This is a genomic window from Roseateles sp. P4_D2 (assembly GCF_056401875.1).
In genome coordinates, this window is record NZ_JBFUIM010000003.1 from 168,344 (window position 1) to 184,184 (window position 15,841).

At 67.3% G+C, this 15,841-nt stretch carries 1 protein-coding gene; it reads right to left on the reverse strand.

Annotated elements, in window-relative coordinates:
• Nucleotides 1-57 precede the first annotated feature (57 nt).
• Complete coding sequence (locus AC1DW0_RS06630) at nt 58-15,582, reverse strand: hypothetical protein (protein ID WP_477945213.1); 15,525 nt, start codon at nt 15,580-15,582, stop codon at nt 58-60.
• Nucleotides 15,583-15,841 lie beyond the last annotated feature (259 nt).

Here is a 15,841-nt window from a genome sequence, read left to right on the forward strand (position 1 = left end):
ATTGCTCCACAGGGCCTGCATGGGCCGGCACCCCGTGCCGGCGTCAGGAGATCAGGCTCAGATCCAGTTGCCGCCGTTGTTGCGACGGTGCTCGTCGTCCTCGGCCAGCTTGCGGTCGATGGCGGCGAGGTGGGCGTCGGCGCTCGGCAGGGCGACCTTGGCCAGGTCCACGGATGGCGCCCCCAGGAGCGCGTCGGCCGGCGCGGTCAGCAGGTCGCTCAGGCTGACCGTCGCATCCTTGCCGTCGTCGGCCTTTTGCGGCTGCACGTCCTTGGCGAACCAGACGTCGGCCACGTCATGCTTGCCGCCGTCGGTCGTCGTGTAGCTGGAGACCAGGCCGATGAGGTTGCCGTGGTCGCTGCCCGAACCCTTGGCGGCGTTCAGGTCGATGGAGGCGACACCCACCTCGTCCAGCGTCTTCAGTTCGCCGGCGTCGGTCTTGCCATCGTGGTTGGCGTCGACCCAGACCTGCAGCTGCTTCCAGTTGGCGTCGTGTGCATCGAGCTTGCCGTCATGGTTGCTGTCCTGCTCGGCCATGGCGGCATAGCCGTCCTTGGCGTGCTTGCCATTGGCCAGGATGGTGCCCATGCCGAAGAGCTCGCTGCCGTTGTTGATGATGCCGTCGAGGTTGCGGTCCATGACGAGCAGGCCATCGCCGCCGGCAATCCAGCCGACCTTGTCCACGTGGCCGGAGCCGATCAGGTCGAAGTTGACGCCCTGGGCGGCGGCCAGCGTGTTGATGCCGTGGCCGTCCAGGTCGAGCACGATCGGCGTCTTGGAGAAGTAGGCGTCGAGCTGGGCGCCGTTCATCTCGCCGACGGCCGCGTTGGTCAACGCGTCCAGCTGGGCCATGCTCATGGCGGCGATGTCGCGGGTCTCCAGGCCGGCGACCTGGTCGGTCGTGATGGCATGGACCTGGTCGGTCGTCAGCGCGGCGGCCTGGTCCGTCGTCAGCGCGGTGATCTGGGTCACCTTCAGCGTCGTGAACTGGGCCGTGGTGATCGCGTCGATCTGCGCATTGCTCAGGGCCGCGAAGTTGGCCGTGGTCAGGGCGCGCAGGTCGTCGGTCTCCAGCGCCTTCATCTGGTCGGTGCTGAAGGACTGGACCTGGCTCGAGGTCATGACGCCGAACTGCGAGGCCGTGAACGAGTTCAGATCGTCCGTGGACAGGTGGTTGATCTGGCTGGTCGTCAGTACATTGACGCGGCCAGCCAGGCCGGTCAGCTGATCAGTCGTCAGGGTTGCCAGCTGGGTGTCGGTCAGGGCACGCAGCGAGGCCGTGGACAGCTTGGCCAGGTCTGTGGCGTCGATGGCCACGATCTGGTCGGTCGACAGCGAGGCCACCTGTTCCGTCGTCAGCACCGAGACCTGTGTCGAGCTCATCGCCGTCATGTCGGCCGCCGAAAAGCCGTCGAGCTGGCTGGTCGTCAGCGACAGCACCTGGGCGGTGCTCAGCGCGACGATGTGGTCGGTCGACAGGGCGGCGAACTGGTCGGAATCCAGGCCGGCCAGGGCGGCCGTCGTGATGGCGCGCAGGTCGGCGGTTTCCAGCTTGGCGAGCTGGCTGGTGGTCAGTGCGCCGAACTGGTCGGAGTCCAGCGCGGCGAACTGCGCCGTGCCCAGGGCGTTGAGGTTGTCGGTGACCAGGTTGCCAAGCTGGCTGGTGGTCAGTGCCTCGGCCTGGGCGGACGACAGGTTGCTGAACTGGCTGGTGGTCAGGCTGTTCAGGTCGGCCGTGCCCAGGGTGTTGATCTGCGCCGTCGTCAGGTTGTTGATCTGCGTGCTGCTCAGGGCGCGCAGCTGGTCGCTGGTGAAGGCGTCGAGCTGGTCGGACGAGAGGTTGCGCAGGGCTGCCGTGGACAGCGACTTGATGTCGGCCGTCTCGATGGCGGCGACCTGGGCCGTGGACAACACGTCGGCTTGCGTCGAGCTGATCGCGGCGATCTGCGTCGACGTCAGGGCCACCATGTCGGCGGTGCTCAGGCCCTGGATCTGGGTCGTGCCCAGTGCACCCACCTGTGCCGCGGTCAGCGAGCCGACGGCGTCACTGGCCAGTGCAGCAACCTGGTCGGAGCTCAGCGCGTTCAGTGCGGCGGTGGACACCGCGCGCAGGTCGGCCGTCTCCAGCTTGCCCAGCTGGCTGGTGGTCAGCGCGCCGAACTGGCTGGAACCCAGCGCAGCGAACTGCGCGGTGCCCAGGGCGTTGAGGTTGTCGGTCGCCAGGTTGGCGAGCTGTGCGTTGGTCAGGGCCTGCACCTGGCCCGAGGACAGGTTCGCGAACTGGCCGCTGGTCAGGCTGTTCAGGTCGGCCGTGCCCAGGGTGTTGATCTGGGCCGTGGTCAGGCTGTTGACCTGGCCGCTGCTCAGTGCGCGCAGCTGGTCGCTGGTGAAGGCGTCGAGCTGGTCGGAGGACAGGTTGCGCAGGGCGCCGGTGGACAGCGACTTGATGTCGGCCGTCTCGATGGCCGCCAACTGGGCGGTGGACAGCGAGCCGGCCTGGGCGGAGTTCAAGGCAGCGACCTGGGTCGAGGTCAGCGCGACCATGTCAGCGGTGCTGAGGCCCTTGATCTGGGCGGTGCCCAGCGACCCGACCTGCGCCGTCGTCAGTGTGCCGACGGCATCACTGGCCAGGGCGCCGATCTGGTCGGAACTCAGCGCATTGAGGGCCGCGGTCGTCACGCCGTGCAGGTCGGCGGTTTCGAGCTTGCCGAGCTGGCTGGTGGTCAGCGCGCCGAACTGGCTGGACGACAGGGCCGCGAACTGTGCCGAACCCATCGCATTGAGGCTGTCCGTCGCCAGGTTGGCGAGCTGGACGCTGGTCAGCGCCTGGACCTGGGCCGTGGACAGGGTGGCGATCTGACCGGTGGTCAGCGCGTTCAAATCGGCGGTACCCAGGTTGGCGAACTGCGGGCTGGTGCTCAGCGCATTGAGCTGGGCCGAGGACAGCGCGCGCAGTTGGTCGCTGGTCAGGGCGTCGAGCTGGTCGGTGGACAGGTTGCGCAGGGCTGCCGTGGACAGCGACTTGATGTCGGCCGTCTCGATGGCGGCAATCTGGGCCGTGGACAGGCTGGCGGACTGCGTCGAGTTGATCGCGGCGATCTGGCCAGAGGTCAGGGCGACCATGTCGGCCGTGCTCAGGCCCTGGATCTGCAGCGTGCCGAGCGCCGCGATCTGCGCCGTCGTCAGCGAGCCGACGGCATCACTGGCCAGGGCCGCCATCTGGTCGGAGGACAGGCCGTTCAGCGCCGCGGTCGAGACCGCACGCAGGTCGGCCGTCTCCAGCTTGGCCAACTGGCTGGTGGCCAGTGCGCCGAACTGGCTGGACGACAGGGCAGCGAACTGCGAGCTGCCCAGTGCGTTGAGGCTGTCCGTCTTCAGGTTGCCGAGCTGGGTGTTGGTCAGCGCCTGGACTTGGGCCGTGGACAGGTTGGCGAACTGGCCGCTGCTCAGGCTGTTCAGGTCAGCGGTGCCCAGGGTGTTGACCTGTGCCGTGGTCAGGTTGTTGATCTGGCCGCTGCTCAGGGCACGCAGCTGGTCGCTGGTGAAGGCGTCGAGCTGGTCGGAGGACAGATTGCGCAGGGCACCGGTGGTCAGCGACTTGATGTCGGCGGTCTCGATGGCGGCGACCTGGGCGGTGGACAGCGAGCCGGCCTGGGCAGAGTTCAAGGCCGCGACCTGGGCCGAGGTCAGGGCGACCATGTCGCCCGTGGTCAGGCCCTGGATCTGGGCGGTGCCCAGCGAGGCTACCTGGGTGCTGGTCATGGCGCCGACGGCGTCGCTCGCCAGGGCACCGACCTGGTCGGAAGACAGGCCGTTGAGAGCCGCCGTCGTGACAGCGCGCAGGTCGGCGGTCTCGAGCTTGGCCAACTGGCTGGTGGCGAGGGCGCCGAACTGGCTGGAGCTCAGCGCCGCGAACTGGGCGGTGCCCAGAGCGTTGAGGTTGTCGGTGCTCAGGTTGCCGAGCTGATCGGAAGTCAGCGCACGGACCTGGGCCGTCGACAGGTTGGCGACCTGGGCAGTGGTCAACGCGTTCAGGTCGGCGGTACCCAGGTTGGCGAACTGCGGGCTGGTGCTGAGCGCATTGAGCTGGGTCGAGGACAGCGCGCGCAGCTGGTCGCTGGTCAGGGCGTCCAGTTGGTCGGTCGAGAAGTTGCGCAGGGCAGCCGTCGACAGGGCCTTGATGTCGGCCGTCTCGATGGCCGCAATCTGGGCGGTGGACAGGCCGGCCACCTGGGCCGAGTTGATGGCGGCGACCTGGGCCGAGGTCAGGGCGACCATGTCACCCGTGGTCAGGCCCTTGATCTGGGCGGTGCCCAGCGAAGCGACTTGCGCCGTGGACAGGGCGCCGACGGCGTCGCTGGCCAGGGCACCGATCTGGTCGGAGCTCAGGGCATTGAGGGCGGCCGTCGTGACGGCGCGCAGGTCAGCGGTTTCGAGCTTGGCCAGCTGGCTGGTGCTCAGGCCGCCGAACTGGCCCGAAGTGAGGGCTGCGAACTGGGCCGTGCCCAGGGCGTTCAGGTTGTCGCTGGCGAGGTTGGCGAGCTGGGTGCTCGTCAGCGCCTGGACCTGGGTCGAGGACAGATTGCCGAACTGGCTGCTGGTCAGGCTGTTCAGGTCGGCCGTGCCCAGGGCGTTGACCTGGGCCGTGGTCAGGCTGTTGACCTGGCCGCTGCTCAGCGCACGCAGCTGGTCGCTGGTGAAGGCGTCGAGCTGGTCGGAGGACAGGTTGCGCAGCGCGCCGGTGGACAGCGACTTGATGTCGGCCGTTTCGATGGCGGCGATCTGGGCCGTGGTCAGGCTGCCGGCCTGTGTGGAGTTCAGCGAGGCGATCTGGCCCGAGGTCAGGGCGACCATGTCACCGGTGGTCAGGCCCTTGATCTGGGCGGTGCCCAGTGAGGCGACCTGCGCCGTGGACAGCGAGCCGACGGCGTCGCTGGCCAGCGCACCGACCTGGTCGGAGGACAGGCCATTCAAAGCCGCCGTGGTGACGGCGCGCAGGTCGGCCGTCTCGAGCTTGGCCAGCTGGCTGGTGGCGAGGCCACCGAACTGGCTGGAGCTCAGCGCCGCGAACTGGGCGGTGCCCAGGGCGTTGAGGTTGTCCGTGCTCAGATGGCCGAGCTGATCGGTGGTCAGCGCGCGGACCTGGGCCGTCGACAGATTGGCCATCTGGCCGGTCGTCAGCGAGTTCAGGTCGGACGTCGACAGGTTGGCGAGCTGCGGGCTGGTGGTCAGCGCATTGAGCTGAGTGGAGGACAGGGCACGCAGCTGGTCGCTCGTGAGGGCGTCCAACTGGTCCGTGGACAGGTTGCGCAGCGCAGCCGTGGACAGCGACTTGATGTCAGCGGTCTCGATGGCGGCAATCTGGGCGGTAGACAGCACACCGGCCTGCGCGGAGTTGAGGGCGGCGACCTGGGCCGAGGTCAAGGCCACCATGTCACCCGTGGTCAGGCCCTTGATCTGGTCGGTGCCGAGCGCAGCGATCTGGGCGGTGGTCAACGAGCCGACGGCGTCGCTGGCCAGGGCACCGACCTGGTCTGAGGACAGGCCATTGAGTGCGGCGGTCGTGACGGCGCGCAGGTCAGCGGTTTCGAGCTTGCCCAACTGGCTGGTGCTCAGCGCACCGAACTGGCTGGAACTCAGCGCCGCGAATTGAGCGGTGCCCAGGGCATTGAGGTTGTCGGTGGTCAGGTGGCCGAGCTGATCGGTGGTCAGCGCGCGGACTTGGGCCGTCGACAGATTGGCGATCTGGCTGGTGGTCAGCACATTCAGATCGGCCGTCGACAGGTTGTTGACCTGCGGGGCGGTCGTCAGCGCATTGAGCTGCGTCGAGCTCAGTGCGCGCAGCTGGTCGCTCGTCAGGGCGTCGAGTTGGTCCGTCGACAGGTTGCGCAGCGCGCCGGTGGAGATGGACTTGACGTCGGCTGTCTCGATGGCGGCGATCTGGGCGGTGGACAGCGCACCCGCCTGGTTGGAGTTGATGGCGGCAATCTGGCCGGAGGTCAGGGCCACCATGTCGCCCGTGGTCAGTCCCTTGATCTGGGCAGTGCCCAGCGAGCCAACCTGTGCCGTGGTCAGCGAGCCAACGGCGTCACTGGCCAGGGCGCCGACCTGGTCGGAAGACAGGCCGTTGAGCGCGGCCGTGGTGACGGCGCGCAGGTCGGCGGTCTCGAGCTTGCCGAGTTGGGCGGTGGTCAGCGAGCCGAACTGGCCGGAGTTCAGGGAAGCGAACTGGCCGGTGCCCAGCGCGTTCAGGTTGTCGGTGGCGAGGTTGCTGAGCTGCGTGCTGGTCAGCGCCTGGACTTGGGTCGACGAAAGGTTGCCGAACTGGCCGCTGGTCAGGCTGTTCAGGTCGGCCGTGCCCAGCGTGTTGACCTGGGATGTGGTCAAGCTGTTGACCTGGCCGCTGCTGAGAGCGCGGAGCTGGTCGCTGGTGAAAGCGTCGAGCTGGTCGGACGACAGATTGCGCAGGGCGCCGGTCGTCAGCGACTTGACGTCGCCGGTTTCGATGGCGGCAATCTGGGCGGTGGACAGGCTACCGGCTTGCGTGGAGTTCAGTGCAGCGACCTGACCCGAGGTCAAAGCGACCATGTCACCCGTGGTCAGGCCCTTGATCTGGGCGGTGCCCAGCGAGGCGACTTGCGCCGTGGTCAGCGAGCCGACTGCATCGCTGGCGAGGGCGCCGACCTGATCGGAAGACAAGCCGTTGAGGGCCGCGGTCGTGACGGCGCGCAGGTCGGCCGTCTCGATCTTGGCCAGCTGGCTGGTGCTCAGTGCGCCGAACTGGCTGGACGACAGGGCCGCGAACTGGGCCGTGCCCAGGGCGTTGAGGTTGTCGGTCGACAGGTTGCCGAGCTGGTCGGTCGTCAGCGAACGGATCTGAGCCGTCGACAGGTTGGCCATCTGGCCAGTCGTCAGCACATTCAGGTCGCCCGTGGAGATGTTGACGAGCTGCGGGCTGGTGGTCAGCGCGTTCAGCTGGGTGGAGGTCAGCGCACGCAACTGGTCGCTGGTCAGCGCATCCAGCTGGTCGGTCGACAGATTGCGCAGCGCGCCGGTGGAGATGGACTTGACGTCGCCGGTCTCGATGGCGGCGATCTGGGCGGTGGAAAGCACGCCTGCCTGGGTCGAGTTCAGCGAGGCGACCTGGGCCGAGGTCAGGGCGACCATGTCGCCCGTGGTCAGGCCCTTGATCTGGGCGGTACCCAGCGAGCCAACCTGTGCGGTGGTCAGCGAGCCCACGGCGTCGCTGGCCAGGGCGCCGACCTGGTCGGAGGACAGGCCGTTGAGCGCAGCCGTCGTGACGGCACGCAGGTCAGCGGTCTCGAGCTTGCCGAGCTGGCCGGTCGTCAGCGAACCGAACTGGCTGGAGTTCAGGGAAGCGAACTGGCTGGTGCCCAGCGCGTTCAGGTTGTCGGTGGCGAGGTTGCTGAGCTGCGTGCTGGTCAGCGCCTGGACCTGGCCCGAGGACAGGTTGCCGAACTGGCCGCTGGTCAGGCTGTTCAGGTCTGCCGTGCCCAGCGTATTGACCTGGCTCGTGGTCAGGCTGTTGACCTGGCCGCTGCTGAGGGCGCGGAGCTGGTCGCTGGTGAAGGCGTCGAGCTGGTCGGAAGACAGGTTGCGCAGCGAACCGGTGGTCAGCGACTTGACGTCGCCCGTTTCGATGGCGGCAATCTGGGCGGTAGACAGGCTACCGGCCTGGGTCGAATTGATGGCAGCGACCTGGGCCGAGGTCAGGGCGACCATGTCACCCGTGGTCAGGCCCTGGATCTGGGCGGTGCCCAGTGAGGCCACTTGAGCGGTCGTCAGCGAGCCGACGGCATCGCTGGCCAGGGCACCGACCTGATCGGAAGACAGGCCGTTGAGGGCTGCGGTCGTGACGGCGCGCAGATCGGCCGTCTCGAGCTTGCCCAATTGGCCAGTGGTCAGCGCACCGAACTGGCTGGACGACAGGGCTGCGAATTGGGCGGTGCCCAGCGCGTTCAGGTTGTCGGTCGCGAGGTTGCTGAGCTGGGTGTTGGTCAGCGCCTGAACCTGGCCAGAGGACAGGTTGGCGAACTGGCCGCTGGTCAAGCTGTTCAGGTCAGCCGTACCCAGCGTATTGATCTGGCTGGTGGTCAGCGAATTGACCTGGCCGCTGCTGAGTGCACGCAGTTGGTCGCTGGTGAAGGCGTCGAGCTGGTCGGAGGACAGGTTGCGCAGGGCGCCGGTGGTCAGCGACTTGATGTCGGCCGTCTCGATCGCAGCGATCTGCGCCGTGGACAGACCGGTCACCTGGGTCGAGTTCAGTGCAGCGACCTGGCCCGAAGTCAGGGCGACCATATCGCCGGTGGTCAGCCCCTTGATCTGGGCCGTGCCCAGAGAGGCGACTTGGGTTGTCGTCAGCGAGCCAACAGCGTCACTGGCCAGCGCGCCGACCTGGTCCGAGGACAGGCCGTTGAGCGAGGCGGTCGTGACAGCACGCAGGTCGGCCGTCTCGAGCTTGCCCAACTGGCTGGTGGTCAGAGCGCCGAACTGGCTGGAGCTCATCGCCGCGAACTGCGCGGTGCCCAGGGCGTTGAGGTTGTCGGTGGCGAGGTTGCTGAGCTGGGTGTTGGTCAGTGCTTGAACCTGGCCGGAGGACAGATTGGCGAACTGGCCACTGGTGAGGCTGTTCAGGTCGGCCGTGCCCAGGGTGTTGACTTGGGCAGTCGTCAGCGAGTTGATCTGGCCGCTGCTGAGCGCGCGCAGTTGGTCGCTGGTGAAGGCGTCGAGCTGGTCAGACGACAGGTTGCGCAGGGCGCCGGTCGTCAACGACTTGACGTCAGCCGTCTCAATAGCCGCCAGTTGGGCGGTGGAGAGGCTGCCGGCCTGGGTAGAGTTCAGCGCCGCGACCTGGCCCGAGGTCAGGGCGACCATGTCACCCGTGGTCAGGCCCTTGATCTGGGCGGTGCCCAGCGAGGCGACCTGTGCCGTGGTCAGCGAGCCGACGGCATCGCTGGCCAGGGAGCCGACCTGGTCGGAAGACAGGCCGTTGAGCGCGGCGGTCGTGACGGCGCGCAGGTCGGCCGTTTCGAGTTTGCCCAACTGGCCGGTGGTCAGCGCACCGAACTGGCTGGAGCTCAGCGAGGCGAACTGGCTCGTGCCCAGGGCATTGAGGTTGTCGGTCGCCAGGTTGGCGAGCTGGGTGTTGGTCAGCGCCTGGACCTGGCCCGAGGACAGGTTGGCGAACTGGCCGCTGGTCAGGCTGTTCAGGTCAGCCGTGCCCAGCGTATTGATCTGGCTCGTGGTCAGCGAATTGACCTGGCCGCTGCTGAGTGCACGCAACTGGTCGCTGGTGAAGGCGTCGAGCTGGTCGGACGACAGGTTGCGCAGGGCGCCGGTCGTCAGCGACTTGACATCGCCCGTTTCGAGGGCGGCAATCTGGGCGGTGGACAAGCTGCCGGCCTGGGTCGAATTGATGGCAGCGACCTGGGCCGAGGTCAGGGCGACCATGTCGCCCGTGGTCAAGCCCTTGATCTGGGCGGTGCCGAGGGAGGCGACCTGCCCGGTGGTCAGCGAGCCCACGGCATCGCTGGCCAGAGCACCGACCTGATCGGAAGACAAGCCGTTGAGGGCTGCGGTCGTGACGGCGCGCAGATCGGCCGTCTCGAGCTTGCCCAATTGGCCAGTGGTCAGCGCACCGAACTGGCTGGACGACAGGGCTGCGAATTGGGCGGTGCCCAGCGCGTTCAGGTTGTCGGTCGCGAGATTGGCGAGCTGGGTGTTGGTCAGCGCCTGGACTTGGGCCGAGGACAGGTTGGCGAACTGGTTGCTGGTCAGGCTGTTCAGGTCGGCCGTGCCCAGCGTATTGATCTGGCTGGTCGTCAGCGAGTTGATCTGGCCGCTGCTCAGCGCACTCAGTTGATCGCTGGTGAAGGCGTCGAGCTGGTCGGAGGACAGGTTGCGCAGGGCGCCGGTGGTCAGCGACTTGATGTCGGCCGTCTCGATCGCAGCGATCTGCGCCGTGGACAGACCGGTCACCTGGGTCGAGTTCAGTGAAGCGACCTGGCCCGAAGTCAGAGCGACCATGTCGCCGGTGGTCAGGCCCTTGATCTGGGCCGTGCCGAGCGAGGCGACCTGGGCCGTGGTCAATGATCCGACGGCGTCACTGGCCAGCGCGCCGATCTGGTCGGAAGACAGGCCGTTGAGCGCGACGGTCGTGACGGCGCGCAGGTCGGCGGTTTCGAGCTTGCCGAGCTGGCTGGTCGTCAAGGCACCGAACTGGCTGGAGTTCAGCGCCGCGAACTGGGCGGTGCCCAGCGCGTTCAGGTTGTCGGTCGCAAGATTGGCGAGCTGGGTGTTGGTCAGTGCCTGGACTTGGGCCGAGGACAGGTTGGCGAACTGGCTGCTGGTCAGGCTGTTCAAGTCGGCCGTGCCGAGCGTATTGACCTGGCTCGTGGTGAGGCTGTTGATCTGACCACTGCTGAGCGCGCGGAGCTGGTCACTGGTGAAGGCGTCGAGTTGGTCGGAGGACAGGTTGCGCAGGGCGCCCGTGGTCAGCGACTTGACGTCCGCGGTCTCAATCGCGGCCAGTTGCGCGGTAGACAGGCTGCCTGCCTGCGTGGAGTTCAGCGCCGCGACCTGGCCCGAGGTCAGGGCGACCATGTCACCCGTGGTCAGGCCGTCGATCTGGGCGGTGCCCAGCGAAGCAACTTGAGCGGTCGTTAGCGAGCCGACGGCATCGCTGGCCAGCGCACCGACTTGATCGGAAGACAGACCGTTGAGGGCAGCGGTCGTGACGGCGCGCAGGTCGGCAGTCTCGAGCTTGGCCAGTTGGCTGGTGCTCAGCGCGCCGAACTGGCTAGACGACAAGGCTGCGAACTGGGCCGTGCCCAACGCGTTCAAGTTGTCCGTGGCGAGGTTGGCGAGCTGGGTGTTGGTCAGTGCCTGGACTTGGGCCGAGGACAGATTGGCAAACTGGCTGCTGGTCAGGCTGTTCAGGTCGGCCGTGCCCAGCGTATTGATCTGGCTGGTGGTCAGCGAGTTGATCTGGCCGCTGCTCAGCGCACGCAGTTGATCGCTGGTGAAGGCGTCGAGCTGGTCGGAAGACAGATTGCGCAAGGCGCCCGTGGTCAGCGACTTGACGTCTGCAGTCTCGATCGCGGCCAGTTGCGCGGTAGACAGGCTGCCTGCCTGCGTGGAGTTCAGCGAGGCGACCTGGGCCGAGGTCAGCGCGACCATGTCGCCCGTGGTCAAGCCCTTGATCTGGGCAGTGCCGAAAGAGGCGACTTGCGCCGTGGTCAGTGAGCCGACGGCGTCGCTGGCCAGGGCGCCGATTTGGTCTGAGGAGAGGCCGTTGAGGGCAGCGGTCGTGACCGCACGCAGGTCAGCGGTTTCGAGCTTGCCGAGCTGGCTGGTCGTCAGTGCACCGAACTGGCTGGAGGACAGGGCCGCGAACTGGGCGCTGCCCAGGGCGTTGAGGTTGTCGGTCGACAGGTTGCCGAGCTGGTCGGTCGTCAGCGAACGGATCTGGGCTGTCGACAGGTTGGCCATCTGGGCCGTCGTCAGCACGTTCAGGTCGCCCGTGGAGATGTTGACGAGCTGCGGGCTGGTGGTCAGCGCGTTCAGCTGCGTCGAACTCAGTGCGCGCAGCTGGTCGCTGGTCAGGGCGTCCAGTTGATCCGATGACAGGTTGCGCAGTGCGCCGGTGGAGATGGCCTTGACGTCGGCCGTCTCGATGGCGGCGATCTGGGCGGTGGAGAGCGCACCCGCCTGGGTCGAGTTCAGCGAGGCGACCTGGGCCGAGGTCAGGGCGACCATGTCGCCCGTGGTCAGGCCCTTGACCTGGGCAGTGCCCAGAGAGGCTACCTGAGCGGTCGACAGCGAGCCGACGGCGTCGCTGGCCAGTGAGCCGATCTGGTCGGAAGAAAGGCCGTTGAGGGCAGTCGTCGTGACGGCGCGCAGGTCAGCGGTCTCGAGCTTGCCAAGCTGGCCGGTGGTCAGCGCCGCGAACTGGCTGGACGACAGCGCCGCGAACTGGGCGGTGCCCAGGGCATTGAGGTTGTCGCTGGCGAGGTTGGCGAGCTGGGTGTTCGTCAGTGCCTGGACTTGGGCCGAGGACAGGTTGGCGAACTGGCTGCTGGTGAGGCTGTTCAGATCCGCCGTACCCAGCGTGTTGATCTGGCCGGTGGTGAGGCTGTTGATCTGGCCACTGCTCAGCGCGCGCAGCTGGTCACTGGTGAAGGCGTCGAGTTGGTCTGAGGACAGGTTGCGCAGGGCGCCCGTGGTCAGCGACTTGACGTCCGCGGTCTCAATCGCGGCCAGTTGCGCGGTAGACAGGCTGCCTGCCTGCGTGGAGTTCAGCGCCGCGACCTGGCCCGAGGTCAGGGCGACCATGTCACCCGTGGTCAGGCCCTTGATCTGGGCGGTGCCCAGCGAGGCGACTTGTGCCGTGGTCAACGAGCCGACGGCATCGCTGGCCAGGGAGCCGACCTGGTCGGAAGACAGGCCATTGAGGGCTGCCGTCGTGACGGCGCGCAGGTCGGCCGTTTCCAGCTTGCCCAGCTGGCCGGTGGTCAGTGCACCGAACTGGCTGGAGTTCAGCGCCGCGAACTGGGCGGTGCCCAGCGCGTTGAGGTTGTCGGTCGCGAGATTGGCGAGCTGGGTGTTGGTCAGTGCCTGGACTTGGGCCGAGGACAGGTTGGCGAACTGGCCACTGGTGAGGCTGTTCAGGTCGGCCGTGCCCAGGGTGTTGATCTGGCTCGTGGTCAGCGAATTGATCTGGCCGCTGCTGAGTGCACGCAACTGGTCGCTGGTGAAAGCGTCGAGCTGGTCGGACGACAGGTTGCGCAGCGCACCCGTCGTCAGCGACTTGACGTCGGCGGTCTCGATCGCAGCGATTTGCGCGGTGGACAGGCTGCCCGCCTGCGTGGAGTTCAGCGCCGCGACCTGACCCGAGGTCAGGGCGACCATGTCACCCGTGGTCAGGCCCTTGATCTGGGCGGTGCCCAGCGAGGCCACTTGTGCCGTGGTCAGCGAGCCGACAGCGTCGCTGGCCAAGGCGCCGACCTGGTCGGACGACAGGTTGTTGAGTGCAGCGGTGGTGACGGCGCGCAGGTCGGCAGTTTCGAGCTTGCCAAGTTGGCCGGTGGTCAGTGCACCGAACTGGCTGGAGCTCATCGCCGCGAACTGGGCGGTGCCCAGGGCGTTGAGGTTGTCGGTCGCGAGGTTGGCGAGCTGGGTGTTGGTCAGTGCCTGGACTTGGGCCGAGGACAGGTTGGCGAACTGGCTGCTGGAGAGGCTGTTCAGGTCGGCCGTGCCCAGCGAGTTGACCTGGGCCGTCGTCAGTGAATTGACCTGGCCGCTGCTCAAGGCACGCAGCTGGTCACTGGTGAAGGCGTCGAGCTGGTCGGAGGACAGGTTGCGCAGGGCGCCGGTGGTCAGCGACTTGATGTCGCCAGTCTCGATAGCCGCGAGCTGGGCGGTGGACAGCGTGCCGGCCTGGGCCGAATTGATGGCGGCGACCTGGGACGAAGTCAGGGCGACCATGTCACCCGTGGTCAGGCCCTTGATCTGGGCGGTGCCGAGCGAAGCAACTTGGGCCGTGCTCAGCGAGCCGACGGCGTCGCTGGCCAGGGCACCGACCTGGTCGGAAGACAGGCCGTTGAGGGCCGCGGTGGTGACGGCGCGCAGATCGGCCGTCTCGAGCTTGCCCAACTGGCCAGTGGTCAGCGCGCCGAACTGGCTGGACGACAGGGCCGCGAACTGGGCTGTGCCCAACGCGTTCAAGTTGTCGGTGGCGAGGTTGCCGAGCTGCGTGTTGGTCAGCGCCTGGGCTTGGGCCGTGGAGAGGTTGGCGAACTGGCTGCTGGTCAGGCTGTTCAGGTCGGCCGTGCCCAGCGTATTGATCTGGCTGGTTGTCAGCGAGTTGATCTGGCCGCTGCTCAGCGAACGCAATTGGTCGCTGGTGAAGGCGTCGAGCTGGTCAGACGACAGATTGCGCAGGGCGCCGGTCGTCAGCGACTTGATGTCAGCCGTCTCGATGGCGGCAATCTGGGCCGTGGAAAGGCTGCCGGCCTGGGTCGAGGTCAGCGAGGCGACCTGGGCCGAGGTCAGGGCGACCATGTCGCCCGTGGTCAGGCCCTTGATCTGGGCGGTGCCCAGCGAGGCGACTTGTGCCGTGGTCATCGAGCCGACGGCGTCGCTGGCGAGGGCGCCGACCTGGTCGGAGGACAGACCATTGAGGGCTGCCGTCGTGACGGCGCGCAGGTCAGCGGTTTCGAGCTTGCCGAGCTGGCCGGTGGTCAGCGCACCGAACTGGCTGGACGACAGGGCCGCGAATTGGGCGGTGCCCAGGGCGTTGAGGTTGTCCGTCGCCAGATTGGCAAGCTGGGTGTTGGTCAGCGCCTGGACCTGGCCCGAGGACAGATTGGAGAACTGGCTGCTGGTCAGGCTGTTCAGGTCGGCCGTGCCCAGGGTGTTGATCTGGCCGGTTGTCAGCGAATTGACCTGACCGCTGCTCAGCGCGCGCAGCTGATCGCTGGTGAAGGCATCGAGCTGGTCGGAGGACAGATTGCGCAGGGCGCCGGTCGTCAGCGACTTGATGTCAGCCGTCTCGATGGCGGCAATCTGGGCCGTGGAAAGGCTGCCGGCCTGGGTCGAGGTCAGCGAGGCGACCTGGGCCGAGGTCAGGGCGACCATGTCGCCCGTGGTCAGGCCCTTGATCTGGGCGGTACCCAGCGAGCCGACCTGTGCGGTGGTCAGCGAGCCCACGGCGTCGCTGGCCAGCGCACCGACCTGGTCGGAGGACAGGCCGTTGAGCGCAGCCGTCGTGACGGCGCGCAGGTCGGCCGTTTCCAGCTTGCTCAGCTGACCGGTCGTCAGCCCGCCGAACTGGGTCGACGACAGCACGGCGAAATGGCCCGTGCCCAGCGCGTTCAGGTTGTCGGTGGCCAGGTTGCCGAGCTGGGTGGCGGTCAGCGCCTGGGCCTGGGCTGTGGAGAGGTTGGCGAACTGGCTGCTGCTCAGGCTGTTCAGGTCAGCCGTACCGAGCGTATTGACCTGACTCGTCGTCAATGAATTGACCTGGCCACTGGAAAGGGCGCGGAGCTGGTCGCTGGTGAAGGCGTCCAGCTGGGTGGACGACAGGTTGCGCAGCGCAGCGGTGGTGATCGACTTGATGTCGACCGTCTCGATGGCGGCGAGCTGGGCCGTGGAGAGGTTGCCCAGCTGGGCGGACGTCAGCGCGCCGATCTGGGCGGAGGTCAGCGCCACCATGTCGGCGCTGCTCAGGCCCTGGATCTGGGCCGTCGACAGGACGGCGATCTGCGAGGTGCTCAGGGCCTGGACCTGGTCGGTCTTCAGGGCCTGGATCTGGTCAGAGCTGAAGCCGACCAGGGCGCTGGTCGCGATGGCCCGCAGGTCTTCGGTCTGGAAGGCCCGGATCTGGTCGCTCTTCAGGACCGCCAGGCTGCTGGAAAGGATGACCGAGGCCTGCGCGGTGGTGAACGCGATCAGCTGGTCGGTGCTGAGGGCGGCGTAGTCTTCCGTCGTCCAATTGCGGATCGTCGTCGTGCTGAGGTTCGGGATGACAGATGGCGAAATGCCGGGGATGACGGTTGACATGTTTTCTCACCTGTACTGATGGCCGCCTTGCCTTGCGGCGTGGCGGCGTTGGACCATCGCTGGCCCACCCCCGAAACTGGAGGCGTTGTTCTGAGCGGAGCCTGTGCCCCGGCGCGTCGAGCAGCCAAGACGTGCCAGAGATACAAAAAAAGTGAAACCCGAACCCAACCCAATGCGGCCGCAGGCGGGATGCGATCCCGCCTGGAGCGCCGCGATGAGGTGGGCTCGTGTTGTCATGCTAGGGACGAGTCCTCGGAAC

Excerpts from the sequence above, each read along its gene's own strand:
- AC1DW0_RS06630 (WP_477945213.1), bottom strand. The coding sequence starts at position 15,582 with ATGTCAACCGTCATCCCCGGCATTTCGCCATCTGTCATCCCGAACCTC.